Origin of the sequence: Microcoleus sp. B3-D7, assembly GCF_036705305.1 — a bacterium.
Taxonomy (GTDB): Bacteria; Cyanobacteriota; Cyanobacteriia; order Cyanobacteriales; family Microcoleaceae; genus Microcoleus.
Genome location: NZ_JAUBUE010000037.1, coordinates 21,304 through 46,777, shown reverse-complemented (window position 1 = coordinate 46,777; position 25,474 = coordinate 21,304). Strand labels below are relative to the sequence as shown.

21 protein-coding genes are annotated in these 25,474 nt (G+C 44.3%); 12 read left to right on the top strand and 9 right to left on the bottom strand.

Annotation, left to right across the window (positions count from 1 at the left end; genetic code table 11):
* Positions 1-14: 14 nt before the first annotated feature.
* From QUB25_RS21825 to QUB25_RS21815, 3 genes are all read right to left on the bottom strand, one after another.
* On the bottom strand, positions 15-1,364 hold the full coding sequence (locus QUB25_RS21825; RefSeq protein ID WP_333186018.1) for a 16S rRNA (cytosine(967)-C(5))-methyltransferase: 1,350 nt from the start codon (positions 1,362-1,364) through the stop codon (positions 15-17).
* An 87-nt stretch (positions 1,365-1,451) separates the two neighbouring features.
* Positions 1,452-5,117: a tetratricopeptide repeat protein gene (locus QUB25_RS21820; protein WP_333186015.1), complete on the bottom strand. Its 3,666-nt coding sequence runs from the start codon at positions 5,115-5,117 to the stop codon at positions 1,452-1,454.
* A 114-nt stretch (positions 5,118-5,231) separates the two neighbouring features.
* Complete coding sequence (locus tag QUB25_RS21815; protein WP_333186011.1) at positions 5,232-6,377, bottom strand: hypothetical protein; 1,146 nt, start codon at positions 6,375-6,377, stop codon at positions 5,232-5,234.
* A gap of 275 nt (positions 6,378-6,652) precedes the next feature.
* Here QUB25_RS21815 and QUB25_RS21810 point away from each other — a divergent pair, with 275 nt between their 5' ends.
* Positions 6,653-7,357, top strand: coding sequence for a hypothetical protein (locus tag QUB25_RS21810; protein ID WP_333186008.1), 705 nt, complete (start codon positions 6,653-6,655; stop codon positions 7,355-7,357).
* Positions 7,358-7,810: 453 nt separating this feature from the next.
* Here the strand turns inward: QUB25_RS21810 and QUB25_RS21805 are convergent, their stop codons facing one another.
* Both QUB25_RS21805 and QUB25_RS21800 read right to left on the bottom strand, forming a co-directional pair.
* Positions 7,811-8,257, bottom strand: a complete 447-nt coding sequence (locus tag QUB25_RS21805; RefSeq protein WP_333186046.1) for an NADAR family protein — start codon at positions 8,255-8,257, stop codon at positions 7,811-7,813.
* Positions 8,258-8,305: 48 nt separating this feature from the next.
* A complete protein-coding gene (locus QUB25_RS21800; RefSeq protein WP_333186006.1) occupies positions 8,306-9,019 on the bottom strand; it encodes a hypothetical protein in 714 nt (237 codons plus the stop codon).
* Between the two features lie 121 nt (positions 9,020-9,140).
* On the opposite strand from QUB25_RS21800, the gene QUB25_RS21795 reads away from it, so the two are divergent.
* From QUB25_RS21795 to QUB25_RS21765, 7 genes are all read left to right on the top strand, one after another.
* Complete coding sequence (locus QUB25_RS21795; protein WP_333186003.1) at positions 9,141-10,211, top strand: dipeptide epimerase; 1,071 nt, start codon at positions 9,141-9,143, stop codon at positions 10,209-10,211.
* Positions 10,212-10,369: 158 nt separating this feature from the next.
* Complete coding sequence (locus QUB25_RS21790) at positions 10,370-11,419, top strand: DUF1611 domain-containing protein (protein ID WP_333186001.1); 1,050 nt, start codon at positions 10,370-10,372, stop codon at positions 11,417-11,419.
* A gap of 43 nt (positions 11,420-11,462) precedes the next feature.
* The gene (locus QUB25_RS21785) at positions 11,463-12,092 is read left to right on the top strand and encodes a type I restriction endonuclease (RefSeq protein ID WP_333185998.1); all 630 of its coding nucleotides are present in this window, start codon (positions 11,463-11,465) and stop codon (positions 12,090-12,092) included.
* A 211-nt stretch (positions 12,093-12,303) separates the two neighbouring features.
* The gene (locus QUB25_RS21780) at positions 12,304-13,683 is read left to right on the top strand and encodes an amidase (protein ID WP_333185996.1); all 1,380 of its coding nucleotides are present in this window, start codon (positions 12,304-12,306) and stop codon (positions 13,681-13,683) included.
* Positions 13,684-13,963: 280 nt separating this feature from the next.
* A complete protein-coding gene (locus tag QUB25_RS21775; protein WP_333185993.1) occupies positions 13,964-14,434 on the top strand; it encodes a GNAT family N-acetyltransferase in 471 nt (156 codons plus the stop codon).
* Positions 14,435-15,367: 933 nt separating this feature from the next.
* Positions 15,368-15,655: an NfeD family protein gene (locus QUB25_RS21770; RefSeq protein WP_333035279.1), complete on the top strand. Its 288-nt coding sequence runs from the start codon at positions 15,368-15,370 to the stop codon at positions 15,653-15,655.
* A 113-nt stretch (positions 15,656-15,768) separates the two neighbouring features.
* On the top strand, positions 15,769-16,056 hold the full coding sequence (locus QUB25_RS21765) for an NfeD family protein (RefSeq protein WP_333185990.1): 288 nt from the start codon (positions 15,769-15,771) through the stop codon (positions 16,054-16,056).
* Between the two features lie 46 nt (positions 16,057-16,102).
* Here the strand turns inward: QUB25_RS21765 and QUB25_RS29895 are convergent, their stop codons facing one another.
* A complete protein-coding gene (locus tag QUB25_RS29895; RefSeq protein WP_445251977.1) occupies positions 16,103-16,303 on the bottom strand; it encodes a DUF2887 domain-containing protein in 201 nt (66 codons plus the stop codon).
* Between QUB25_RS29895 and QUB25_RS21760 the strand changes: the two genes are divergently transcribed.
* The gene (locus QUB25_RS21760; RefSeq protein ID WP_333185988.1) at positions 16,233-16,448 is read left to right on the top strand and encodes a hypothetical protein; all 216 of its coding nucleotides are present in this window, start codon (positions 16,233-16,235) and stop codon (positions 16,446-16,448) included. The two genes, QUB25_RS29895 and QUB25_RS21760, sit on opposite strands and share 71 nt — an antisense overlap.
* 73 nt (positions 16,449-16,521) lie before the next feature.
* Here QUB25_RS21760 and QUB25_RS21755 read toward each other — a convergent pair whose 3' ends face one another.
* Positions 16,522-20,274, bottom strand: a complete 3,753-nt coding sequence (locus QUB25_RS21755) for a hypothetical protein (protein ID WP_333185985.1) — start codon at positions 20,272-20,274, stop codon at positions 16,522-16,524.
* Positions 20,275-20,429: 155 nt separating this feature from the next.
* On the opposite strand from QUB25_RS21755, the gene QUB25_RS21750 reads away from it, so the two are divergent.
* From QUB25_RS21750 to QUB25_RS21740, 3 genes are all read left to right on the top strand, one after another.
* A complete protein-coding gene (locus QUB25_RS21750) occupies positions 20,430-20,759 on the top strand; it encodes a hypothetical protein (RefSeq protein ID WP_333185982.1) in 330 nt (109 codons plus the stop codon).
* Positions 20,760-20,938: 179 nt separating this feature from the next.
* Positions 20,939-21,817 carry a glycine--tRNA ligase subunit alpha gene (gene glyQ / locus QUB25_RS21745; protein WP_333185980.1) on the top strand — a complete coding sequence of 293 codons (879 nt, stop codon included), beginning with the start codon at positions 20,939-20,941 and terminating at the stop codon, positions 21,815-21,817.
* A 154-nt stretch (positions 21,818-21,971) separates the two neighbouring features.
* On the top strand, positions 21,972-22,739 hold the full coding sequence (locus QUB25_RS21740; RefSeq protein WP_333185976.1) for an ATP-binding cassette domain-containing protein: 768 nt from the start codon (positions 21,972-21,974) through the stop codon (positions 22,737-22,739).
* 309 nt (positions 22,740-23,048) lie between these two features.
* On the opposite strand, the gene QUB25_RS21735 is transcribed toward QUB25_RS21740, so the two are convergent.
* Together QUB25_RS21735 and QUB25_RS21730 are read right to left on the bottom strand one after the other, a co-directional pair.
* Positions 23,049-24,320: an MFS transporter gene (locus QUB25_RS21735; protein WP_333185973.1), complete on the bottom strand. Its 1,272-nt coding sequence runs from the start codon at positions 24,318-24,320 to the stop codon at positions 23,049-23,051.
* A 288-nt stretch (positions 24,321-24,608) separates the two neighbouring features.
* Positions 24,609-25,121, bottom strand: coding sequence for a DUF2808 domain-containing protein (locus tag QUB25_RS21730; RefSeq protein WP_333035270.1), 513 nt, complete (start codon positions 25,119-25,121; stop codon positions 24,609-24,611).
* Positions 25,122-25,474 lie beyond the last annotated feature (353 nt).

Sequence of the window (25,474 nt, the reverse complement as noted above, 5' to 3'; positions counted from 1 at the left end):
TTGGAGTAAGGACTTTACTGCTTTTTCAAGTGCTTTAGCCTCACCATAAAAAAGCCGTCCATCTGATGTCTGTGCGGCCAAACTTTCACCCATCCTTCGGGTGATGGCTGTACGGGTAAATCAATTGTTGGCGGTTCTATTTGCCAGTGAGGATTGCTGTCTAAGAACGATCGAATAACTGTTTCATTTTCCAAGGGATGAATTGTGCAAGTTGCATAAACTAATACGCCGCCGGACTTGACAAATGTCGCTGCATTTGCTAGTAATTCCGATTGCAGTTGAGATTGTTGTTGAATGTTTTCGGGCGTGTGATGCCAGCGGGCGTCGGCGCGGCGGTGGAGGGTTCCGAGGCCAGAACAAGGTGCGTCTAGTAAAACTCTGTCTGCGAGGTTAACAAACTCTGGGAAATGGCGGCTGTCTCCGGTATGAATTTTAATGGATTTCATCTGGAGTCTGTCTGCATTTTCTTTAAGTTTTTTGAGTCTGCTGGCGGTTTTGTCGCAGGCATAAATAGTGCCTTCATCCTGCATTAATTCGGCGCTGTGGGTGGTTTTCCCCCCCGGTGCGGCGCAGGCATCGATGATAGTTTCCCCCGGCTGCGGCCCTAATAAATGGGTGACTAATTGAGCGCTGCTGTCTTGGATTGTCCACCAACCTTCGCTGTAGCCGGGGAGGTTTTGAATTGCGCCGATGCTGCCATTTAGTCTTAATGCTTGTGGTAAATGTGGGATTCTGCTAACGCTGATGTTTTGGGATTTGAAGGCGGCTTCGATTTGAGCGATCGAGCTTTTTAAAGGATTGATTCTCAGGTGAATTGTGGGAGATTGGTTGAACCATTCACAGAGTTGTTCGGTTTCGGTTTCGCCTATTTGTTCGATCCACAATTTTACCAGCCATTCGGGGAAGCTGTGCAAAATTCCTAGGCGTTCAACGGTTGATTTATAATTAGTAACTGTTAATGGATTTAAGCCGTTATCTGTTAAACGGATGTATTGGCGCAACAAACCGTTGACAAAACTGCTGAGTCCTGAAAATCCGTTTTCTTTTGCTAGTTGAACGGTGGTGTTGACAGCGGCGGAGGGGGGAATCTGGTTGAGATATTCGAGTTGATATAACCCTAAATGTAGGATGGTGCGGAGTTCGGGCGGTTGTTGGGAGGATTTCTTTGTTGCTAGTTGGTCGATGATGAAGTCGATCGATCGCATTCTCCTGACGCTACCGTAAACTAATTCTGTCACTAAACGCCGATCGAGGTCGTTGAGTTGAGAATTGCTGAAAGCGCGATCGAGTGCGGCATCTGCGAATGCACCGCGGCGGTGGACTTCGCGGAGTGCGAGAAATGCTATTTGGCGGGGATTTTGCATAACATATTACATAAAAGGACTTACACAATGTTAAGTGTATAGTGTAAATAGCTGCTTATCTAAATTATAGCTAGTTTAGTTTTCAGCTTATTCTGGTTTTGTTGACACCAACGGTTCTAATAAATTGCGTTCTTCTATGGGAAGTTCTAGCAAAACTCGTCGGTCGCCCTTGGTTTCCTTATAGCGGACAGCCGCATTCAGCAGGCGGATGGGAATTTGGAATTCTTCGTACTTGCTGGTTAGTTCTTGCCACAATTCTAACCAAGTGCGTGCTGCTTTGTCGCTTACCATTTCTGACATTAGCGCGGGGATGTTTCGCACAATTCCCTGTCCTAAGACTGAGAGATATTCGTGTTTTTCGTAAACTGCAATTAGGCTAGTGATACGAGTTTGAGTTATCGTTCGAGCGTGGGCGATCGCGAATAGGTTTTTGATAATTAACTTGGCACCATCTGCCTCAGCTTCATCGCCTGGTTCTAGGCGTTGGAATGCGTCGTCTAAGGTGGCGATGCCTTCATCCCAGCGATTCAATCCGAGAATGGTAATAGCGCGGTTGAAGAAGACAGATGAATCTTGATAACCAAGTTCGCTCGCTCGATCGTAAGATGCTAATGCTTCATCATAGCGTTTGAGATTGTAGAGTACATCGCCTCGCTGATTCCAATCCCAGGGATCATGGGCATCAAGTTCAATCGCTCGATCAAAAGATGCTAAGGCTTCTTCATAGCGTTTGAGGTTATTGAGTATATTGCCTCGATTAGCCCAAGCCCACTGATAATTGATATCAAGTTCGATCGCCCGATCGTAAGATTCTAAAGCTTCTTCATAGCGTTTGAGATTGTCGAGTACATCGCCTCTGCTAGCCCAATCCCACGGATCATTGTCGTCAAGTTCGATCGCCCTATCGTAAGATACTAAGGCTTCTTCATAGCGTTTAAGGTTTTTGAGTACATTGCCTCGCTTAACCCAAGCCCACTGATAATTGATATCAAGTTCGATCGCTCTATCGTAAGATACTAAGGCTTCTTCATAACGTTTGAGTGTGTCGAGTAAAAGACCTCGAAGAAACCAAACCAAGTGATAATGGGCATCAAGTTCGATCGCGCGATCAAAAGATACTAAACCTTCATCGTAGCGTTTTAAGTTGTTGAGTACAATGCCTCGTACACCCCAAGCCCACTGATCATTGGCATCAAGCTCGAGCGCCCTATCGTAAGATTCTAAGGCTTCTTCATAGCGTTTTAAGTTGTTGAGTACAATGCCTCGTACACCCCAAGCCCACTGATCATTGGCATCAAGCTCGAGCGCCCTATCGTAAGATTCTAAGGCTTCTTCATAGCGTTTGAGGTTTTTGAGTACATTGCCTCGTAACACCCAAACAGGCGAATCATTGGCATCAAGCTCGAGCGCCCTATCGTAAGATTCTAAGGCTTCTTCATAGCGTTCGAGGTTGTTGAGTACATTGCCTCGTAACACCCAAACAGGCGAATCATTGGCATTAAGCTCGCTCACCCTATCGTAAGATTCTAAGGCTTCTTCATAGCGTTCGAGGTTGTTGAGTACATTACCTCTGTTAGCCCAAGCCCACTGATAATTGGCATCTAGTTTGATCGCCCGATCAAAAGATTCTAAGGCTTCTTCATAGCGTTCGAGGTTGTTGAGTACATCACCTCGCATATGCCAAGCCCACTGATAATTGGCATCTAGTTTGATCGCCCTATCGTAAGATTCTAAGGCTTCTTCATAGCGTTTGAGGTTTTTGAGTACATTGCCTCGGTTAACCCAAGCCCACTGATCGTTGGCATCTAGTTCGAGCGCCCGATCGTAAGATACTAAGGCTTCTTCATAGCGTTTGAGGTTTTTCAGTACATTGCCTCGCCACCTCCAAGCAGACTGATCATTGGTATCAAGCTCGAGCGCCCCATCAAAAGATGCTAAGGCTTCTTCATAGCGTTCGAGGTCGTCGAGTAAAAGACCTCGAAGAAACCAAACCAACTGATCATTGGTATCAAGCTCGAGCGCCCGATCAAAAGATGCTAAGGCTTCTTCATAGCGTTTAAGACTGTTGAGTACATCGCCTCGCCGAACCCAATCCCACTTATCATTAGGGTCAAGTTCGAGCGCCCGATCGTAAGAGACTAAAGCTTCTTCATAGCGTTCGAGGCCGTCGAGTACATCACCTCGGATACGCCAAGCCCTCGCATCATAGGAGTCCTTTTCAATAGCCTTATCTAAACATTCCAAAGCTTTCTCGTGGCGTTTAAGCCTATTTAAGCAGCGTCCCTTTTCTACCCAATCCTTTGCCTCGCCGCGACTCGTTACCAATTTTTCCGCATATTCTAAAGCCGAAGCATCATCTTTTTGTTCGTGACAATTTTCAATTTCATCAAAATAAGCCTTCAGACGCGGGTCTTCCTCATTTCTCTCAATAGCCTCAAGCGCCCGGGTATAATATTCTCGTTCCATCACAGCGTCAGGTGGAATCGGTTGCAAACCTTGCCGATACATAAAATGACTTTCTTTCTCCGCCAAATCAACATCGGCCATCCTCAATCCCAATCGCTGCTGCAACTCTTGCCGCGTATACCAAACCCGAATAAAATCCACAATTAATCGAATCGGTTCATTTCGCTGCTTCTTTACCTCCAGACAAAAACGCATCAATGGTTCCCGCAATTCATACCACGATTCCCGTCCTATCTCCTCAGTTGTGACATAACCCTTATCTCGCAAATCTTTAAGTTGGCTAGATACAGTTCGCTGTTCGATAAAACAGCGTTTAGCAATTTCTTTGACTGGTGCAGCACCACCTCGATCGCACAAAAAGTCAACAATCTTGCGCTGCTGAGGTGAAATATATTTCATCCGATCCTGATAGTATGGCGTGAGGTCATCCAGCATTGCCATGAACGGTTCTACCAATTTATCTAGCGATTCAGGAGTCATCAGAAAAGCAGAAAAAACAATATACACGCGAGGACTGCCACCAGAAAGGTAATGAACAACTTTAATGCGATCGCGCCCTTTTGGAGTTTGAATAAAAGATGCTAAATCACTATTTCCTTCTAACTTAGCAATGTGATTTAACAAATCTACAGCATCATCGACGTTAAACTCATTTAATATATGTGGATTGAAAGAGCCATAAAAAGGATGATCATAGAGTTTGACTCCATCAAACAAACTTTGTGATGTCGCCAAAATCGTCAAAAACGAATAATTTTGAATGTAGGCCCTCAACTGCTTTTGCCCGAAATCCGCCAACCCGCTAAACACGTCCTCTAAATTTTCGACAATCAACAACAGCACCCGCTTGCCAACAAAATTTTTCAGCAATTCTGCCGCCGTAAATTCAGCTTGTTCCAGCGATAAATCATAAAGCTTTTCAACCTCATCATGTAACTGAGCTTCATATACTTCTGGATATTCTTTAGCAATTGCCCGAAATATTCCCCGCAATAAATCTAAAAAAGACGCAATCCCCCACTCCTCCTCCCTAAGCCACGCAATTAGCAATTTCTCCTGCAAATCTTCCATCTTAGCAACGCGATGATAAATCAGTGAAACCAAGTGCGTTTTGCCAATGCCGCGCGGCCCAATTAGCAGTTGAAAATGCTTGTTATCTGTTAGCGCGCTCACCCGAATTAGCTCTACTAATCGTTCTGCTAGTGTGTGACGTTTTACTAAGATAGCTTCCAGGGTTTCTGGTGCCATTAAGCTAGGAGTAAATCGAGAGATAAATGTATTTTTCATGGATTGATTGGGTTGGTTATTTAGTCCGCCAGGGAATGAATTCCCTGTCGGACTGTCGGACTGTCGGAGTTTCGGAGTTTCGGTTTAAAGTGAAGCCTGGGAACTAGGAGAATATCAACATCTCAAGGATTTCCAGTATTTTTGAATCAGCGGGTAGCGAAATTGAAATCCTAAATCACCCTTTTTGATATAATAATCCTGCTGCAAAAGCCTTAACACATCCCTCGCTATTTCCTTGTCTTGAGTTTCTGACTCTTGCTTGAGACGATTAAACAATTCATCAAATACCACAGGCTGGTCTGCAACTGCCAAAATATCCAGCAAATTCACAGCATAAAGATACTGCGAATCTTTATAATATGTCTTAATTCGATCGCCATAATGTTGCATCATCCACGGATTCAGGGGATCGTTCAGAGAATCAGCAATTATTGCTTTAATCGCTGGTATATCCACCGAGCAGCCGAGCTGTTTTACTTTAGCAATTATGTGGTGAATGTAGAACGGAATATAATTCACTTCGTCAGCGATAAAAACCGCTGTTCCTTGAATATCAGGTGTAGAAATGTTCTCACCTTCAAGCAACCGTCGGGCTAAATTAGTGGCAGTTGTAGGAGACAGCGGCGGCACATCTTGGATGTACATATCATTAGTAGGATCGTTCGCATAGCCAGATTTTTTGAGAGAGCCAATGACATGATGCAAGCCAATTGAGCCTGTATAAACCATTCTGACAGCAGGGTACATCTGGCGGATCGAGCGCAAAGTATCCAGCAATTCCATTGCCGATTCGTCGCCGATCTTACCGAGCATATACGGCACTTCATCCCAAAAAAAGATGATAGTGGGGTCTTGATTTTCTACCAAATCTGCGATCGTTTGAGTCAGCAATGCTTTCCAGTGAGGGGCGGCAATTTCGGGTAACTTGAAACCGCTAAATTCTGTACCTCCCAGTTGAGTTAGCAATGCGCGAGTCTTCTTAGCATTGCGGTTAAAACCTGTTAAATATTCTTCGACATCCTTAAAGACAGTCTCGACAAATTCTAAGGGCGATCGAACAAATTCTAAGTCATGATAAATAGGCAATTTGTTTGAGCGAGGCTCCGCGCACATCTTTTGAATTACCGAAGTTTTTCCCATCCTGCGCTCTGCACTCAAAATCAGGCTTTGCCGCTCTAAAATCTCCCACAAACCTGAAATTAGCTCACCCCTGCCGATGACTTCCGCCGGAGCAATTTTTCCCCCTGGATTCGCTTTCATATTCTCTCCTTAATTATATTTTTGAAATCTACTTTTTTTATTGTACGTCAAATTTGACGTATATCAGGAATCGACAGACAAAATCAATTAACTGGTTTCCCGGCTTTGCCTGGGAATCGATATCCAGAGGCTCTGCCTCCCGCGAGTCTAAGACTTGCGAGGCAGAGCCTCCAAATCTGCGTCCCCAGGCAGAGCCGGGAAACAAGAAAAAATCTGAAAAATATTCCTTAAGACTTGTTACAATACACAAAACTTCATACTTTCCCCAACACTGGATGACCTTTTTCAACGCCTCCGAACCCCTAATCCGCTGCAAACAGGAACATCTCGACGTACAAGACCGCGAAGGCCTGTTGCAACTCCGCTGGCAAATTGGAAATATTACTCTTTTCTCAGGACTTTATACCCGCATCGACCAAACTTTTCTGCTTTGGGGTTTGGTGACAGGGGGGATTTTTTTTACGGCTCAGTTTTTCCCCATCAGTTGGAGCTTTCAGGCGATTCTGTGGTCAAGTTTGACTCTAATTGGTACTGCGGTAATGGCTGTTTTGACTTTGTTTTGGGTAAGAGTCGAGCGTGTTAGCTGGATTCTTTACTCTTGGGCGATTTTGATGATAACTGGTTTGGTTCTGACGGATTGCAGTATTTTTGCCGGTTGGGGAAGTTTCTTGCTGCACCTTTGCGATTTGTGGTTGGGGTTGAGCGCGATCGGCTATTTGTTGACGGGATTAGGTTTGCGATCGCGCACTTTTCTCCTGATTGGACTAACTCATTTATTTAGCATACCTCTATTAACATTTGTTGCACCTTGGCAATATCTAACCACAGGAATAATTATGGCCGGCTGTTTGTTGTTATTGTCCGAATTGCAGTGGGATATGCGATCGCCGATCGACAATACTTTGCTAAGCGCAGAACAGAAAGAATTTAACCGAATTCAACAGCAACTGCGACAGAGTGGCGCAACTATATCCAAATAAATCACCAATGTAAAGAATTCTGTACAACAGCTAAAACTTGACATAAATCCCACACAATAGAAAGATACAGCATCAATAAAAAACAAACTTTAACCAGAACAGGACTTTTGCTGTTTGACCTGTGAATCGCCAACCTAAGGAGAACGGTGTCCGGGAGGCGACTGGCGCACAAATGCTGTACTTGCGACGAGAAAAGTTAATTCGGGTTGACAGTAGTTGTTGGAATCAAAAGGTGGTGCAGGGTTTTTACCGTTTCCCCTGCTTTGCAGTCTTCTCGGAGAGGCTAAACCCTCTACCAGAACAGCCTGAGGAGATTGGCACAAAATTCGACAGTTGGTCAGGCGGATTTTTGAGTCAGCGTGTTTAATAAAATTGGGAAAATGCTCGCCTAGAGCCTTGCAGGACTTACGATTAAACAAGTCCTGCTTTATGATGGGAAATTTAAATTATGTTTTACTCTGGCGTGCGTTTTCGCAATATTTCCCTTACTTCCATTAAAATCTGGCCCAACATATTTTTGCCACTGCCATCTTTACCGCAACCCCAATAGTAATCACTAGGAGAATTTTCGACTATTTCCTCATCGCCAGTAGCTAGTAAAATTTCTCTAATGTCGGGATGAGTTTCAAATTTGCGGAGTACGGCTTTTCCCATGAGATCATCTTTTACTTCTTCCCAATCTTTGCGGAGGGGACGAGAGCGATCGCGCCCCATTTTTGCTGCATCCTTCGGCGTTTTTGCTTGGCGAATTTGGTCGCAGTGAGGCGTTGCGGGAAACTTTTGTGCTTGAAAATAATGTTCAGTAGTGGGCCAATATTCTCCCTCTAACTCGAATCCATGACTGGAAAAATTAGAAAAACAGCCGTATTCGCTGCGAGTGCTGTAAAAGTAGATAGTCATAATGTCGGCGATTTCAACCGCCCTAATAATTTGGGTCAATCGTCAGTTTTACCTCTCTTGATTCTGCACTATCTTTAACCGCACATCAATATCTTCAAGATGGGAACCGATGTAAGACAGCAGGGCATAGATAAATACGATCACCCCTACCATTTCCAAAATTTCCTCAACAGAAGCCATCAAACCGTAGATCAAATTTCGCTGACCTACCGCATCTGCATAATAGCCACAAACCATTTCCATGCCAAGTGCTCCACCGACATATATACTGCCTGCCAGTAAAAATAAATCCCTTGTTTTCCGGGGTAGGTGCCGGAGAAACTTGAGATAAGCCAGCCCAGTAACAACAACAAAAATCGCCCCCGGAATTACCCAAATGAAGTAAAAAAGTCCCCCTAAATCCAGTGCCTTTCGCAAGTCGTTAATAATTAATATTTCGTGCAGACTCAAAATTTCATCTAACGAAAAAAATACAAAGATGAACCCCAGCGCTTTCCAGTGTCCAAAATAGCGATCGCCCTGCTTCTTCTTAGCACTAGCAATAATACCTAGCAAAATCGCGCAAAACAGCAAAGTAAATGACGAGTACCACGAAGGATAATTTATTTCTCTGTCTAAGTTAAACAAACTAATCCAGCGTTGTTGATAGTTAAAACCGTAGCGGAGAACTTGTACGATGCAACCAGCAACAGCAAAGAAGAGCACCCAAATGCTGAGAGAGAAAGCAACTCTCTTCGGCGAAACAGAAATCAGGAATTTCATCAAGTTTTTGATAAACTAGAACAAGGAAAATCAAACTATAAAGTAAAAAGTAAAAAATGGCAATAGTGGCGCAATCCGCCACCTCGGATTTTTATCTACAAAAAATAACCAATCACTGACAATGCACGTTCAAATTGAAACTTTCACTGTACGCAAGCGGTTTGCGCTTACCATCAGCCGCGGTACAACAGCCCAAAGTACCAATTTATGGGTAAAATTAGCACACGAAGGAATCGAAGGCTGGGGAGAAGCATCGCCCTTTTCCACAGGTTCTCAGCCCCAAACTACCAAAATTCTGGTAGCTGCATTGCAGGAAGTTGCACCGCTGCTAGAAAAGTTTACTCCGTTCGATCGCCAAAAAATCGAACAAGTATTAACAGAGGTCAACTTACCCTCAGCCGCCCGGGCCGGCATAGACATGGCAATGCACGACTGGCTGGGCAAAAAAGCAGGCTTGCCGCTGTGGAAAATGTGGGGATTAGATCGATCGCGCATCGTCCCCACCTCCGTCACAATCGGCATTAATTCGCCCTCTGGTGCAAGAGAAAGAGTGCGCGATTGGTTTGGCAAAGATCCAGCAGGTATCAAATACCGCGCCGTCAAGGTCAAATTAGGAAATCCCGCAGGAATAGAAGCCGACAAAGCTATGTTAATAGCAGTGCTAGACGAAGCCCCCCCTAACCTTAAAATCAGTGTAGATGCTAACGGCGGTTGGAGTTTAAAAGATGCAGCAGAGATGTGTCACTGGCTGGAAAAATACAATATAAATTATGTCGAACAGCCGCTTTCACCCCTGGCAGATATGGAGGAATTCTCAGAACTGTACCGTCAATCGCCCCTGCCAATTTTTGCGGATGAAAGTTGCTTTAATAGTTCCGATATACCCAAGTTAGCGCACTGCGTCCACGGCATCAATATCAAAATGATGAAGTCAGGGGGATTGACCGAAGCAATGCGGATGATTCACACAGCAAAAGCCTGCGATTTGCAAGTAATGTTCGGCTGCTATTCAGATAGCGCGATCGCAAATACAGCAGCAGCGCAACTTTCCCCCCTAGCGGACTATTTGGATTTGGACAGTCACTTAAATTTATTAGACGATCCTTTCACCGGTGCGATCGTCGAAAATGGGTGTTTGCTGCCAAACGGGCGATCGGGATTGGGAGTGCGGCGAATTGAGATTGGAGAATAGAAGTAAGTAGGTCGGCGAAAATAAACTTTACTATGTAACAGCATATCAAGCTATCATAAACTTTGCGATTGCCTTCCTTCGGCTCGTGAAAGCTAAAGTTTCACTCACTGCGTCCAGCCCTGATGTATTTTCAAGCTTCATCTACTTACAGTGAACCAATGACTAAAAACTATCCGATCAAAAATGGCAAAGTTGCTATCTTGCTGCATGAGGGAATTCTTGGTCCTTCCGGCAAAACAGGCTTAGCATTTTTGCGCTATAGCGAAGCACAAATTGTAGCCGTAATAGACCTCCAATGTGCAGGACAATCTTTACCTGAATTAACTGGCATTCCTCAACAAGCACCGATAGTTGCTTCCGTTGCAGAAGCACTGCTATTTGCGCCGGATATTCTGTTAATTGGTATCGCTCCTTCCGGCGGTGTTTTGCCTGCGGAATGGCTGCCAGAAATTAATCAAGCGGTAGCAGCAGGTTTGTCAATTGTCAACGGTTTGCACGCAAAACTTGCACCTTTGATAACAGTTCCCTTAACCGAAAATCAATGGATTTGGGACGTGCGTCAGGAACCGAAATCTGTCGGTGCGATCGCCTCTGCCGCTGCTGCTAAATTAAACTGTCGCCGCGTGTTAACCGTTGGCACAGATATGAGCGTTGGCAAAATGTCAACCAGTTTAGAACTCAACCGCATTTGCTTACAGCGGGGTTTGCGTTCCAAATTTTTGGCAACCGGACAAACGGGTTTAATGATCGGAAATGAAGGTATTCCTTTGGATGCAGTGCGAGTTGATTTTGCCGCTGGTGCTGTCGAACAAATGGTGATTAAATTGGGTTCTGAATGCGATATTCTGCACGTAGAAGGGCAAGGTTCGTTATTGCATCCAGGTTCGACGGCGACTCTGCCGCTGTTGCGGGGTTCGCAGCCAACTCACTTAATTTTAGCCCACAGAGCCGGACAAACTAGCATTCGCAATCACCCGCACGTATCGATTCCTAAGTTATCAAAAGTGGTCGAACTGTACGAAATGGTTGCTGCTGCTGCGGGTGCTTTTGCAGGGGGAAAAGTGAGCGCGATTGCCCTCAACACTCATCACTTAAATCAGGAAGATGCGCTGTTAGCAATAGCTGAAGTTCAAGCAGAAACGGGATTGCTTTGTACCGATGCGGTAAGGTTTGGCGCGGAGGTGTTGTTGGAGGCGATCGACAGTTGATATGCTACAATAAATTACAGCTAATAAATAACTAAATAAAACTATGACACAAAGCATTCAAGCAAAAACACTGACTCTGCTAGATGTCGAAACAAAATTTTATTTTCAACTTTGTGAAGACGAGCAATTCTTCCGGGAGTGGATTGACGATTTACCGGAAATTAGCGATGACAAAAAGCGAGCGCTCGACAACGTAAAAGCAGGTTATATCAACAGTGTCAAGTACGCGATGCTGGAAGATACCGTAAAAATGGTGGTACTGGCTCCTTTGCTATTTTTAGCAGATTTCTACTTGACTCCCTTTCACATAGAGGCAGAAAAATCAGTTGAACTGACTATTGAAGATGAAGATACAATTGTCAAGGGTAGCATCGATGTCCTGCTATTGCTGAAATCTTTTTGGGTAGTTGCGATCGAAGAAAAACGCTCTCAATATTCTATTGAAGCTGGGCTTCATCAGTTACTATTTTATATGCTGAATGGCCCCAGCCCCGAACCAGTAACATTTGGGCTTCTGACGAATGGTAGCAGCTTTCGATTTATCAAAATGACCAAACGAGACACACCGCAGTATGCCGTATCTAAACTTTTCGATATTGCGAATACCGGAAATGAACTTTACGAAGTTTTTCGCATTTTGAAGCGGCTAGGTGGTATAATTTCTAGTGATTGAAGTTATACTTAAATGCACCCTCTGGAACTCGACCCGGAAAATAAGAATAAATTTACTAAGTAGGTAAGCGGGATTAAACCGAGCTATGTAACAATATGTCAACAGGGCTAACTTAGCCACGCTTAGCGAATTTGGATACTTTACAATCATTAACATAATTGTGTTTTACAGCGCCTACCTACTTAGGTATTGATAACAAGAGTTAATTAGAATGAATGATTTAGTTTATTTAACTGCTCATCAATTAGCAAAAGCAATCCGTGTTCGTCAAGTCTCTTCAACAGAAGTAATAGAAGCTTATTTGAGTCAGATTGCTCAATACAACCCAGCACTAAATGCGATTGTGACTCTGGATGCGGAAAATGCGATCGCGCAGTCGAAAGTGGCAGATCGAGCATTAGCTCAAGGAGAAAATTGGGGGCCCTTACATGGAGTACCCGTAACTATCAAAGACACCCTCGAAACCAAAGGATTAGGCACAACCAGCAGTTATCAACCCTTAGCTAATTATGTCCCAAAGCAAGATGCTACCGTCGTCGCTCGACTGCGTGCTGCTGGAGCAATTATTTTGGGCAAGACGAATACACCACAACTAGCTGGTAACTTTCAGACCAACAGTCCTCTGTTTGGTAGAACAAACAACCCCTGGAACCATGAATATACGCCAGGCGGCAGCACTGGGGGTGGAGCGAGTGCTATAGCTGCGGGGTTATCCCCTCTTGAACTTGGTAGTGATATTGGTGGGTCAATCCGCGTTCCCTCTCACTTCTGTGGCATTTTCGGCTTGAAACCAACCCAGAATCGCGTCTCAACATTTGGACATATTCCAGAATTACCAGGAACACCTAAAACTATCCACCACTTACAAACAATAGGGCCTCTTGCCCGCTCTGTAGAAGACTTGCGATTGTGCCTGTCACTGATTCAAGATCCAGACCCCCGCCAGCCAGAAGTAATACCGATATCCAAACAAGTTAACCCAGCAACCACGCTACAATCGTACCGCTACGCTTGGACAGAAGGTTTTGGTGAGATTCCAGCCACAGCTCAAACCAAAGCTGCTCTAGAGAAATTAGCATCATCCCTGACAGATATAGGATGCTATGTAGAGCAACACAACGTGCCGCCAAATTTTGATAGCAATGCGGTACGTGATACTTACCTCAATATTTATAAATTTGAATTGGGTTTATCCCAGCCAAACCTGACGCAGATTCAACAGCAACAACGATATGTCACCGCCCTCATTGAGCGCGATATTCTGATTGCTAATATCGAAAGTTTCTTATCTAATTGGGATGCTTGGCTGTGTCCAGTGGTGCCAGTGCCTGCTTTCACCCACCGTCAGCCAGGAGAACCCATTGAGGTGGATGGTCGCGAGTTCTCTTATTGGACAACAATAGGTGCTTACGTAACAATTTTCAATTTAACTGGCAACCCTGCCGTAGTGCTGCCCTTTACCCAGTCAAAAGAAGGACTACCCATCGGCGTCCAAGTGGTGGGACGCCGTGGAAGCGATCTGAAACTGCTAGAGATTGCGGAAAAATTAACTCAAGTAACTGGTTTTTTTCAACGCCCGCCTGGGTATTAGAAATGTCATTTGTCATTGGTGTCGGGCATCTGACTGCGGGAGCAATGACCAAGAGCCATCGGCGTTGTCCCAGCCCATAAAGATTACTCTGTACCCTACGGTATAGCTTGAAAAAAGCCTGACGGTAGTTAAGTAGGTAAGCGCGATTAAACCGAGCTATGTAACAATAGGTCAACAGGGCTAACTTAGCAACGCTTAGGGCATTTGGATACTTTACAATCCTTAACATAATTGTGTTTTAGAGCGCCTACCTACTTAAAGCTAATTTTATGGAATCATAATGAATGAAAGTTTTTTTTCGTTGCCGTCTGAATGCGCCATCCGCCCAGCATCAGCTCAAGACATCAAATCAATTAGAATGTTAGTGTGGAGCGCCCAACTCGATCCAACTCAGTTGCGCTGGGAGCAATTCTGGGTCATCGAATGCGAGGGAAAATTGGCAGCTTGCGGACAGTTGCGGAACTTTGCGGGCGCGCAAGAATTGGGCAGTTTGGTGGTGGCGAAAGATTGGCGCGATCGAGGTTTGGGAAGCTACCTCGCAAAATATTTAATTCAACAAGCTACAGAACCGCTATATTTAGAATGTTTGGGAAAGCGGCTCGCATCATTTTATACTCGCTTTGGCTTCGTAGAAGTTTCCGTACAAGAATTGCCACAGTCGCTTAAATTCAAGTTCGGTTTGTCTCAATTAGCTAAAACTTTATTCAGAATTCCTGTAACAATTATGCAGTATCAAGCAGGTTGTCTATAATTATGACTTTTATGAACTTAAGATTCTGAATTTATGAATGGATTTTAAGTTCGACCCGTTCAATAATTGGATAACAGGGTGCGATCGAGCCGCATCGATCAAAAACTCCTACCGCCTCCTGATATCTGCGTCAATCTCGATCGCCTATTTTCTATGCCTAAATAGGTAGGTACAAATCAACATCGCATGGGGAGGGCGGGTGAGTGCCCTGGTAAAGTGCCTCATATCATAGATCCGCTTACGGGCCCCTAATGGCGCACAGGGTGTCAGAAACTGGGTTTTTAGAGGTTTGGTGCGTAAGTCACGGACTAGATATGTATGGATATTCCGGATTGGGCGATCGAGACGGCGTAAGTTCATAATTCAGTGTTTGCGATAGTCCACTTGACTAAATTGGCACAGCTACCAGCCTGATAGGTAGGCAGAAACCTTTGCAAAATCGTTGTTTGCAGGTTTGAAAGTGTCCTGTGCCAGTACCAGACTCGGAAAGTGGACTGGCGATCGCACCAAAGATATTCGACTCCTGGCAAATTAGTAAATGTAAAGCAAGTGAGTCACAAGCCAATCAAAAAATTCAACCCAAAAGTTAAACCCAAAAATCACAGATATTCACAGCAGCAGTAATGCGGAATCAGACAATCTCTAATGTAGCTAACCACATCTACCCTTGAGGTAAATCCCACCAACTGCTCAACAATGAAATCCTTAATTCAATACCTCGGAATTACTGGATTTATACTCCCCCCAACCGCTTCTCAAATCCCCTCAACATTTCAAAAATTCTTTGCCTTTTATCCTGATAGAACGACGGAAGGCAGGAACAATGAAATATCAAGGCAATCAATCAATCTTAACCGAGGAAATGCAGCCTCTCAAATAGCATAAACAGACAATTACACATCCACATATTTTAACACCACAGGAGTAAATATCATGTTCAACGTAGTAAAAGCTTTCGGCTCGATTTTCTCTACCCAAGGATACAGCGGCGCTAACAATATGCTCATCAAAAATTACGTCAACACCAATTTTAACTATTTCAACGAAGAAGCAGTCGTCGATGAATCGATTTACCCGAATCAAACAGGTCGCGTCCGCTTCCAAGGTAGCTGGTGGCCCGCACGTTGCGATCGCCAAATCACCCTAACACCAGGAGACACCGTTTATGTCATCGGCGTTGACAACATCACTCTGTTAGTTTCCCTCGCTCCCGCAGACTAAATCAGAGCATGAACAACCTGGTCATCAATTTCAACCAGGAAATGCTACTTTTCAAAGAACACAAAATAGGCGATTAAACTTCGATATATTTTAACACAAAAGGAGTCAACAAAATGTTTAACGTAATAAAAGCTTTCGGTTCTATTTTTTCTACTCACACCTACAGCCCAGAAAACAATCTCTTAATGGATAACTACATCAACACCAATTTTCACTACTTCAACGAAGAAGCAGTCGTCGATGAATCGATTTACCCGAATCAAACAGGTCGCGTCCGCTTCCAAGGTAGCTGGTGGCCCGCACGGTGCGATGGCCAAATCACCCTCACACCGGGAGACACGGTTTATGTCATCGGCGTTGACAACATCACTCTGTTAGTTTCCCTCGCTCCTGCAGACTAAACTAGAAAGTAATCTCAACTTTTTCACTGTCAGAACCCCGACTTATTCAAGAAGTCGGGGTTCTGACTATTTCGCTTAAATTCAACATGGCGGCAATTTCCTCGCGGCTTTTCTGGGGGAGTTTGTAGACGATAATTGTTTCGATGAGGTTAATTAAATCGCGTTGAACGGTGGGATTGGATATCGGTTGTCGGGTTATTGCGATCGACTGCCGCGCTTGTTCTGCTGCTGTCTCTGCTGGCTCGATTATCAGTTTAACAACTTTGACTCAAGCGCGATCGATCTGTGGCTTCTGGCAATTCATCGAGGTAAATCCGTTGGACGCGCTGACTGGTTATCTGCTGAAATTGCGATCTCGCTATAGGACTTTGGGGAAACGATCGCCCTGTTGAATTTTTTCGCAAAGGCTATCGTGCTACGTACTAGGTCAGCACTGCGATCGCACTGCTGACATTAATTTGAAACTTAGTCTTCCATAAAGTTCTTCTTCTTTTCCTGCTCAATTCTTTCCCGAAGCCCATGAACGTATCGTTCCACATATTGCTTGTGTTGCAGAAAATCCACAGTATTGAGCAGTTGAAGGAGCGACTCGAAATACTTGACACGAGTCTGATACATGGGAACAGCACTTCCTTGCCAACTCCAAGTAGCGGGTTCAAGAGGAAGTTTTTCAAATTCCTCAAAATTATTATTGCTTTTAAGGAATAAAGCGATAAATCGAAAGCGTCTTTCATCAGAAAAATCGCCGATAGCACCAAACAAAAACCGTATAAATTCAATGTCTTTATGCCGCTTTTCAAGGAGCTTTGTTAGTAAGCTATCCTGTCTTTCTTCTATGAGAGCGTTGTCTCTAGCACCTTCAGTGAGTATGAAAAATTTTATAGGCAATAGACGGGGCTCTTGCTCCCGTGTATAAAGGTGTTCAACTATCTGACTCATTATTTCTTCATAGTTTTCACGCCTCCAAAGAAATGAATAGTCACGGGTATCGTGAAAATGGTGTGATTGTTCTTTCTGCTTATCAATCCAATCGATATATTCAAAGATGAAGTTAGGATCGAGGTCTAGGATGTAGGTAAAAATTTGCTCGTTGCACTCTCTATGCCAGTCTGTTTTCAGGACGGCAAGATAGGCTTTTTTGAGCAAATCTAGATAATTATTGAAGGGGTCGAGTAAAGCTTGGTCTACCTCCATGTATTGTTTGAAGAGAGATAGAGCAGAGGAGTAGTTTGAATCCTCAGCGATCTTCTCCAGGATAATCTCTACTACCCGGACGACTACATTTTCATCGAACGAGCGGTATTTTAGAAGGAAGTCTAAATCCTGCGGCATTTCATCGGGTGCGCTCTCCCTATACAGTTCGTATATCTGATCCAAGCACTCAACTTTAATCTCATCTTGAGGAAGTAAGCGATAAAAGCCGAACAACCATTCCCGCCTTGAAGGGTAATCGAGTTTGTTGAGAAATTGATAGGCTTCTTCAACTCCATAAATTTTCATCAGCCTATTGACAAGAGGTCGGTGATAGAGCTTAAGTGGATCTCCAAGGTTGAGATAGTGTTCTAGTACCTCAACATATAGATCACCATCCCGATCCGCCAGAGCTATTAGCACTTCCACCACTCGAGTCGGAAAATGAGATTTATTATGGTTTCGACGATCTGTTTCTCCTTGAATCTCAAGACATTGCTCGAAAAACTGCTTGTAATCTGTGAAGCAGTAGTTTGTGAAGTGTGCTTCAATCTGTTCTCGCTTTAGTTGCTGGTATTCCTCGTATTCCAAATCCCGGTTTTTTCTCTCTCCCCAGTCAAATAGAAGTACCTTGGATAGAGCATAAGTGTCGTTTGTAAAGCGGTCGCGCAGATCCTCACTGAATGCCACCTGATGATTTTCAAGATGATCTAAGCAATCTTGAACCACAATACAGTGACAATAGCTGCTAGAATCTAGTGTTGATTCGATAAAAGGAATGACTTCCACTGCATCTTGTGCTATCAACTCATTTACAGAAATTTTGTGACCAGATAAGCAGTATTTGTGAAGAAGATCAAGCACTTCTTTTTGGAAAATAGGTATCTGGTAAAGCTGTAATACCCGCTCCCAAATCCTCCGCCTCAAGTTAATGAGTTCTGGGCTAGGTTGCAATTCAAATTCAATGATATTCAATGTACTTCTCCCATTCAATTTAGTGGTATCAAATTGTGTTTGTAGGTAATGTTCAGCTACTGCGAGAAACAGTTTTGATAATACTTGCTCCTTTCCGTCGTTTACTTTATTCCACAACTCATCAATGACTATCTGCTGCTTAATGAATCCGTAAGCCCATGAGTCATACTCAAACCCTAATCGTTTGGTAAGAAGGTAAAGCGCCTGTGATAATTCGCTTGGTCGTTTGGTGAGGTACTTAAAGAGGAGATCTAACGCAATTCGGAGATTATTCTCATCTGAATAGCTGAACAAACCCAATGTGCTGAGTAGAGAAGGCGATGAGAGATTTGAGCTGTGGTTAATTTCCAGCTTAGAAACGTCTACTGACTCTGGTTCAATTTTGGAGATACAGTCACGAACATAGAGAAGTATATCTGTCTGCTTGAGTAACCAAAACACTTGCATAAAGCGCATCAGGTTTACTTCATCTCCTGCTTTCTCGTATGTCTCCCAAGCCCGATCGACATCAGGACGCATTACCTCAAGGATATTCATGCTATCAAAGGTGTTCAGGACAGGGTTGAGAACATCAACAAGTCGATACTGAAGGCGAGGGAAAAAGTGCTGTAGGAGAGCAGCAAAATCGAGCGATCGCTCCTTGAAGAAAGCAAGGTAGAAAAAATAGGTAGCAAGAACTTGGTCAGAGGTGCGTACTACCTCGTTTTCGTACAGATCGAGCAATTCCCAGCCATCTAACCGACGTACCGCTTCCCAAAACACTTCCTGGGGTATCCCGAATGCTTCCTCGATTGCTCCCATCATTTCCTTATTGGAGTAATCTACTGCCCTAAAGAATGCAACAATACCAGCCGCTTTCAAAATGTTTTCGTCACCGAGTTCTTCGATATCTCGGCGGATTGAGCCGTAATACTCGTCATAAAGAGACGATACATTACTAATGCTTTCCAGCGTGTTCTCCCGCTTCGCGACTGCCGCGGCCATAATTGCAAGTCGGGGATTGCCTTTAGCGATTTCGGCAATTCGCGCGGAGTAGAGAGGATGGATAATGCCATACTCATCATTAACAAGTTGCTTGATCTGCTCTTCTTTCAGAGGGTTGAGTTCTAAATCCCTCCAATCTGGATAGGAGCGTGCTACCTCTCGGACTTTTTCCAGGGCATAGTCTCGAACAGTAGCAATGACTTTAATTTGTTGATCCTCGCGCTGGTCGCTAAGAAGTTGAATGAAATATTCAAATTTACTGACACGGTTAGCGTCATCTACAAAAATGAGGTAGCTGCCTGGTTCCGCAAAGTAGACGCGCAAATCCTCAAAAAGATCTACTCCTCGAAGAAAAATACATTGAACTTTGTATTCAGGGTGAACTGCCACAAATCGATCGCAACACTCCAGTACAAACCGAGACTTGCCTACTCCTGCTTTACCAGACACTACAACAAGATTGCTTTCCTCAAGTCCCTGCAATACCTGCGCTAACTCTTCTTCCCGAAAGTGGAAGGTTGTGCTAAGAGGAGTGGCGATCGCACTTTTGTCGTATGCAGTAACAAACTCATCAGGAGTAACAATCTGCCTCGTGTCTACCTCAATGCCAAGAAAATCTCGTGCAATGCCTGGATATTTTTGGTAGAGATCGTAAGAGAGTGTATCGATGCCGAAGATATTGAGGTTAACCCCACGTTTCTGACACTGTTCCCTGAGTAAATCTAGCTCAGATGTTTTAAGGGTAGACGTATAGCAGATAACAACTTCGTCAATTTTTTTAACGGCTATACCTGTCTTTGCTTCATCAAAACACTTGTCGAGATCCTTCTTGAGCTTCTCATAGATTCCGTCTTGCTGTGTTGTGTGTTCGGCAAAGAGGTATTTACCATTTGGTAGTAGCACCAGCGTGTCAGGAGTTCCCTTTCGGACTTTATCTGCTCCAATCACAGACCCTACCGAGTTGATCTGCTCATAACCTTTCTTGTGGAGGTAAGCGTCAGCTAGTTTTTGGAAAGCCCCACCGTCTAGTTCTCTTAACTTATTTTGAATTTGGTTAATTTTTGACATATGAGAAGAATGGTAATTATCATTAATGTTCAGGATGACTTAAGCGCTATCTTCGATCGGATTGCCAACGGTAAGGAAACTGAGGGACCCTCAAACTATCTATCAATCGCCCATTTGTTAAAATCGAACTAATTCCTATCCTCACATCGCCGCTAATGAAAATTATATTAGAAATCCCCGATCGCCCGGGGTGCAAAACTGCAACCATTGGGCGATCGCCTCCCAGAAGCCCTCGATCGCGCACTCCAGGAACTCACCCCCCCAGAGACGATCGCCAAATCGTCGAACTATTCGATCGCCATAAATCCGGCACTCTCTCCCAATCGGAAGCAGTCGAACTCGATCGATACTTGCTGCTAGAACCTTGGGTGCGCTTAGCCAAAGCTCATGCTTACAAATACAGACAGCAGCATGAGTTATGTATGAGCCACTTTGCGTCAGTTAGTGACTCAACGCGCCCGATCGCAATGCGAGTATCGATCTAGAAAACATTGCTATTATCGAGCGCAATAACTCGATCGATACAATATACCTGAAAAAAGAACTTAAATATCCAGCGATACGTTCAGCATCTCTTATCTAATTTCGGCAGGGTTTATTTCAATCAACCCTGCCTTGAGTATGCTTAAATAAGTTGAGACACATACTAGCCATATTTAAACCAGTGAATTTTCAATCAGTCATTGCCACCTTAAACAAATTCTGGAGCGATCGAGGCTGCCTGATCGCCCAATCCTACGACACAGAAAAAGGTGCAGGAACCATGAATCCCCACACCTTTCTCAGAGCAATCGGTCCCGAACCTTGGTCAGTCGCCTACATCGAACCCTGTCGCCGCCCCACCGACGGACGCTACGGCGAAAATCCCAACCGCTTCCAACATTACTATCAATATCAAGTTTTAATTAAACCCTCTCCTCCCAACATCCAAGACATCTATTTAGACTCCCTCAGAGCATTAGGAATTAGCCCAGAAGACCACGACATTCGTTTCGTAGAAGACAACTGGGAATCCCCTACCCTCGGAGCTTGGGGCGTCGGCTGGGAAGTCTGGCTCGACGGCATGGAAATCACCCAATTTACCTACTTTCAACAGTGCGGTAGCATTGACTGTCGCCCCGTATCCATTGAAATTACCTACGGACTAGAACGCCTCGCAATGTATCTCCAAGAAGTCGATGCCATGACGAAAATTCAGTGGAAAGATGGCATCACTTACGGCGACGTTCACCTGCAAGGAGAAATAGAACAGTGTACTTATAACTTTGAAGCTTCTAATCCCGAATTGCTGTTTACTCTATTTGGATTGTACGAGCAAGAAGCCGAACAATTGACAAAAAAAGGATTGGTTTTGCCGAGTCTTGATTATGTGTTAAAATGTTCTCACACTTTTAATTTGCTCGATGCTAGAGGCGTGATTTCGGTAACGGAAAGAACCCGCTACATCACCAAAATTCGCAATTTGGCGCGGCGAGTTGCTCAGCTTTATTTGGAACAGCGCGAAAAGCTAGGTTTTCCTTTAGAAAAAGCTGTAAAACTTTGAGTTGGAGTTGGTGGGGCGGGCATCTTGCCTGCCTTAAAAACGGGCAAGAGGCCCGTTCCACAAAGAGTGAGTTAAATTGGGGAGTGGGCATCTTGCCTGCCTTAAAAACGGGCAAGAGGCCAGTTCCACGAAAGCCATATTTTTAATTAATTAAATGCCTAATTATTCGGAAAATAATACAGAAACAAATCCTCAACTGCGAATTGATAATGTTAGTTTAAAAACACCGATCGCCTCAAGTCATTTGTTGGAAAATATATCGTTTCAGGTACACAAGGGATCTCGCGTGGCAATTGTTGGCCCTTCAGGTGCGGGGAAAACAACGCTGTTGCGGTTGCTAAATCGCCTCAGCACTCCCACCAGCGGCTCGATTTATCTGGAAAATACAGAATATCGCCAAATACCTGCGATCGAACTCCGCAAACAAATCACCCTCATCCTGCAAGAATCCAAGCTTTTGGGAATGTCGGTGCGAGAAGCATTGGCTTATCCTTTGAAGCTGCGGGGCGTGACTTCATCAAACATTGCTGAGAGAATTAGCGGGGCGATCGAACAACTGCACATACCCCAAGAATGGCTCAATCGCAGCGAATTCCAGCTTTCCACAGGCCAAAAACAGCTCGTGGCGATCGCCCGCGGCATCATCCTGCAACCAAAAATCTTGCTTTTAGACGAGCCAACATCCGCCCTAGACGCAGGAAAAGCCGCCCACCTTTTGCAAGTATTGACACAGCTAACAAACGGCCAAACCACAATTGTAATGGTCAACCACCAATTAGAATTAGCCGAGCAATTTAGCACGCGAATTCTGCATTTACAGCGCGGAAAGCTCATCGAAGATTTGCCCTCCCATCAAATAAATTGGGTACAACTGCGGCAAAATTTAATCCAAGCAGAAGCAGAAGCCCAGCAAGAATGGTGAACAAGTTAAAAAACAATTTCTGCGACTAGATACGCGGTGGAAATCCCAGAACCTTTTTCTCAAGTTGCGCCTAAAGCTGCTTGAATCTCTGAAAGAGATGCGATTGCACTTGTATTTGCTTGGTTTAACCTCTGGTTGCGTAATTAATTTGGATTTTTTAACCGCAGAGGGCGCAAAGGGCACAGAGAAAGAGAAGAGAAGAGGGAAAGAGAGAAGTTTACAAATTGTTGAGGATTGCTAGAGATACAGTCAGATATTAGCTTTGGGAATGTTGCTTAATGTTGGCCTTTGTGCTTTTACACTAAATTGTTACTGGGGAATTAAACCCATTTTTTGATAAAGTGGCCGGACTAAGTTTTTTAAAGCTGGCAACTGTTTGGTAAAAACTATGGAGCCTAAAACACAAATTATACCTCCAATGATGACTGTATTGGGAGCGTTGATATAATTGGCCAATCCGCCAGCAACTAAATTCCCAAACGGTGTCACTCCAAAAAATGCCATCGTGTATATGCTCATGACTCTTCCGCGTTTGTCGTCTTCCACAATTGTTTGCAACAATGTGTTTCCTCCTGCAAATTGGATAATGAAACCAAACCCCACAAACAACATCATGATTAATGACAGCCACAAGACGCGGGACAAACCAAAACCTATCAGTCCGAATCCCATAATGGCCGGTGAAATCGCAATCCATTTGCCGAGGCCAACTATACTTTTGCGAGAAATCAAATAAATCGCGCCTGCGAAGGCGCCAACTCCCGAAGATGCCATCAAAAAGCCGAGGGTTTGTGCGTCGCCTTGCAGAATTTTGGTGGCAAAAATTGGGACTAATACTGTGTGGGACATTCCGGCAAAACTTACTAATGCTAATAGCAGTAAAATTGCTCGAATTGGGGGAAACCCGAAGGCATAAACGAATCCTTCTTTTAATCTTTGTAAGGGTTTGGTATTAGTTGCGGCAATTTTACGGGCTTTGATTTGCATCGCTAATAAGCCGGCAATTACGGCGATGTAGCTGAGCCCGTCAATGAGAAAGCAATAACTTGCGCCGACTGTAGCTATCAGCAAACCTGCAATTGCTGGGCCGATTAATCTGGCTCCGTTGAACATGGAAGCGTTGAGGGCGATCGCATTTGCTAAATCTTCTTTCTTTTCTACAAGTTCCGGTACAAAAGCTTGCCGTGCCGGCGCGTCAAAGGCATTAATTGCGCCTTGAAAGAAACTCAGTACCAGGATCTGCCAAATGTTAACGACTCCTGTTAGCGCTAAAAATGCTAGCGCTAAGGATTGAACCATCGCTAATATTTGAGTGGCAATTATCACTCGGTGGCGGTTCCAGCGATCGATTAAAACTCCTGCAAAAGGCAGTAAAATTAATGTGGGGATTTGACTTGTAAATCCCACTACGCCCAGCATCCAAGGTGAATCGCTCAAATTGTAGACAAGCCAAACAGTAGCGACTTGTGTCATCCAATTGCCAATTAGGGAGATGCCTTGTCCTGCAAAAAACAGGCGATAATTTCTCGATCGCAGCGCTGGAGGAATTTGTATAGTTTTGATTTTTGCTAGTAGATTCATGCGAGAGTACGGCTAGAGCAATCCTATTTGATTGGTAAACATTTGGTAGGGGTAGCGCCCCTGGGCCTACCCCTAATTAGCCAAGGGCAACCATCGAGGGACTGCCCCTAGACTCATTATTACGAATCATTGAGAATTGCGATATGAGCCGAAAGTTCTATTTTACAACTCCCGAAAACGCGGATTTGAGTATTGTTAAATTTTTGCCCGCAGCAAAACGATCGCCACATTTAATTTTTCTGTCGCGATCGCTTGACTGACGAAAAATTCCTTCCCCGAATCCTTCCCTCAATTAATGCTCAACAGCCAAGTACCGAGGTAACGCAGCAAGGGAACGTCGCCGGGGGTGCGGATGCGGACGTTGAAATGGTACATTCCGCCGGGAGATGGGTTTCTGACGTTGGAGAGTACAACCTCAACATTGTTGCCGGCAGCAATTGGTTCTTTGGGATAAATTTCTATGAATCGATTTTCTTTGTCCCAGATTACTTCTTGCAATTCTATTGTTTTATCTTTGACGCGCACTTTAATGTCTTTTTGGTCAAATTCGCCCTTGTAGTAGTCTGGATAGGATATGTTCAGTTGGGCGATCGCCAAACTTACTTTTTTGGAAGGAATTCGCAGCCGATATCTATCGCCGCTCATCCCGGCTGTACCGTAATCCAAGCGATAGCTTAATTGGTTGGCGCGCTCGGGGCCGCCGAAAATCGTGAATCCTGGCATGGACTGGGCTAAACTGATGGCGGGTAATCCAGCCACCAAGCAACCTGTAACCGCTAGTGCTGAAAATAATCGTCGCATAACAACTCCTCTAATTAAACTTTTGGTGAACCTTAAATATTGCTCGCCCGAAATTTGCGATCGTGCCTACAATAATATCGAATGTCTCAGCAATTTGATGAGGGCGAGCGACAGGTGGCTGAGGTCACTTTTTTTTGCGTATTTTTTGCGTAATACTGATAACAGACATTCAAACTACAGAAGTAGGCGACATAAAATTATATCATAATCGGTGGCAAACTGAACAATTTAGCGAATTTGAATGTATAAGATAAGTTAAAGATACGGGTCGAATTTGGGCGATCGGCTTTAGTATCAACGAGAGAAGTTTAGGGGAACGGCTGCTTCAATGTAAAGCAAGGCATCGGGCGATT

Bases quoted from the DNA above. Each gene is read 5' to 3' on its own strand.
- QUB25_RS21790 (WP_333186001.1), top strand. From the start codon at position 10,370: ATGACTAAAAACTATCCGATCAAAAATGGCAAAGTTGCTATCTTGCTG.
- QUB25_RS21825 (WP_333186018.1), bottom strand. From the start codon at position 1,364: ATGCAAAATCCCCGCCAAATAGCATTTCTCGCACTCCGCGAAGTCCAC.
- QUB25_RS21750 (WP_333185982.1), top strand. From the start codon at position 20,430: ATGAAAATTATATTAGAAATCCCCGATCGCCCGGGGTGCAAAACTGCA.
- QUB25_RS21730 (WP_333035270.1), bottom strand. From the start codon at position 25,121: ATGCGACGATTATTTTCAGCACTAGCGGTTACAGGTTGCTTGGTGGCT.
- QUB25_RS21800 (WP_333186006.1), bottom strand. From the start codon at position 9,019: ATGAAATTCCTGATTTCTGTTTCGCCGAAGAGAGTTGCTTTCTCTCTC.
- QUB25_RS21755 (WP_333185985.1), bottom strand. From the start codon at position 20,274: ATGTCAAAAATTAACCAAATTCAAAATAAGTTAAGAGAACTAGACGGT.
- QUB25_RS21795 (WP_333186003.1), top strand. From the start codon at position 9,141: ATGCACGTTCAAATTGAAACTTTCACTGTACGCAAGCGGTTTGCGCTT.
- QUB25_RS21815 (WP_333186011.1), bottom strand. From the start codon at position 6,377: ATGAAAGCGAATCCAGGGGGAAAAATTGCTCCGGCGGAAGTCATCGGC.
- QUB25_RS21740 (WP_333185976.1), top strand. From the start codon at position 21,972: ATGCCTAATTATTCGGAAAATAATACAGAAACAAATCCTCAACTGCGA.
- QUB25_RS21810 (WP_333186008.1), top strand. From the start codon at position 6,653: ATGACCTTTTTCAACGCCTCCGAACCCCTAATCCGCTGCAAACAGGAA.
- QUB25_RS21780 (WP_333185996.1), top strand. From the start codon at position 12,304: ATGAATGATTTAGTTTATTTAACTGCTCATCAATTAGCAAAAGCAATC.
- QUB25_RS21785 (WP_333185998.1), top strand. From the start codon at position 11,463: ATGACACAAAGCATTCAAGCAAAAACACTGACTCTGCTAGATGTCGAA.
- QUB25_RS21770 (WP_333035279.1), top strand. From the start codon at position 15,368: ATGTTCAACGTAGTAAAAGCTTTCGGCTCGATTTTCTCTACCCAAGGA.
- QUB25_RS21775 (WP_333185993.1), top strand. From the start codon at position 13,964: ATGAATGAAAGTTTTTTTTCGTTGCCGTCTGAATGCGCCATCCGCCCA.
- QUB25_RS21735 (WP_333185973.1), bottom strand. From the start codon at position 24,320: ATGAATCTACTAGCAAAAATCAAAACTATACAAATTCCTCCAGCGCTG.
- QUB25_RS21765 (WP_333185990.1), top strand. From the start codon at position 15,769: ATGTTTAACGTAATAAAAGCTTTCGGTTCTATTTTTTCTACTCACACC.
- QUB25_RS21805 (WP_333186046.1), bottom strand. From the start codon at position 8,257: ATGACTATCTACTTTTACAGCACTCGCAGCGAATACGGCTGTTTTTCT.
- QUB25_RS21820 (WP_333186015.1), bottom strand. From the start codon at position 5,117: ATGAAAAATACATTTATCTCTCGATTTACTCCTAGCTTAATGGCACCA.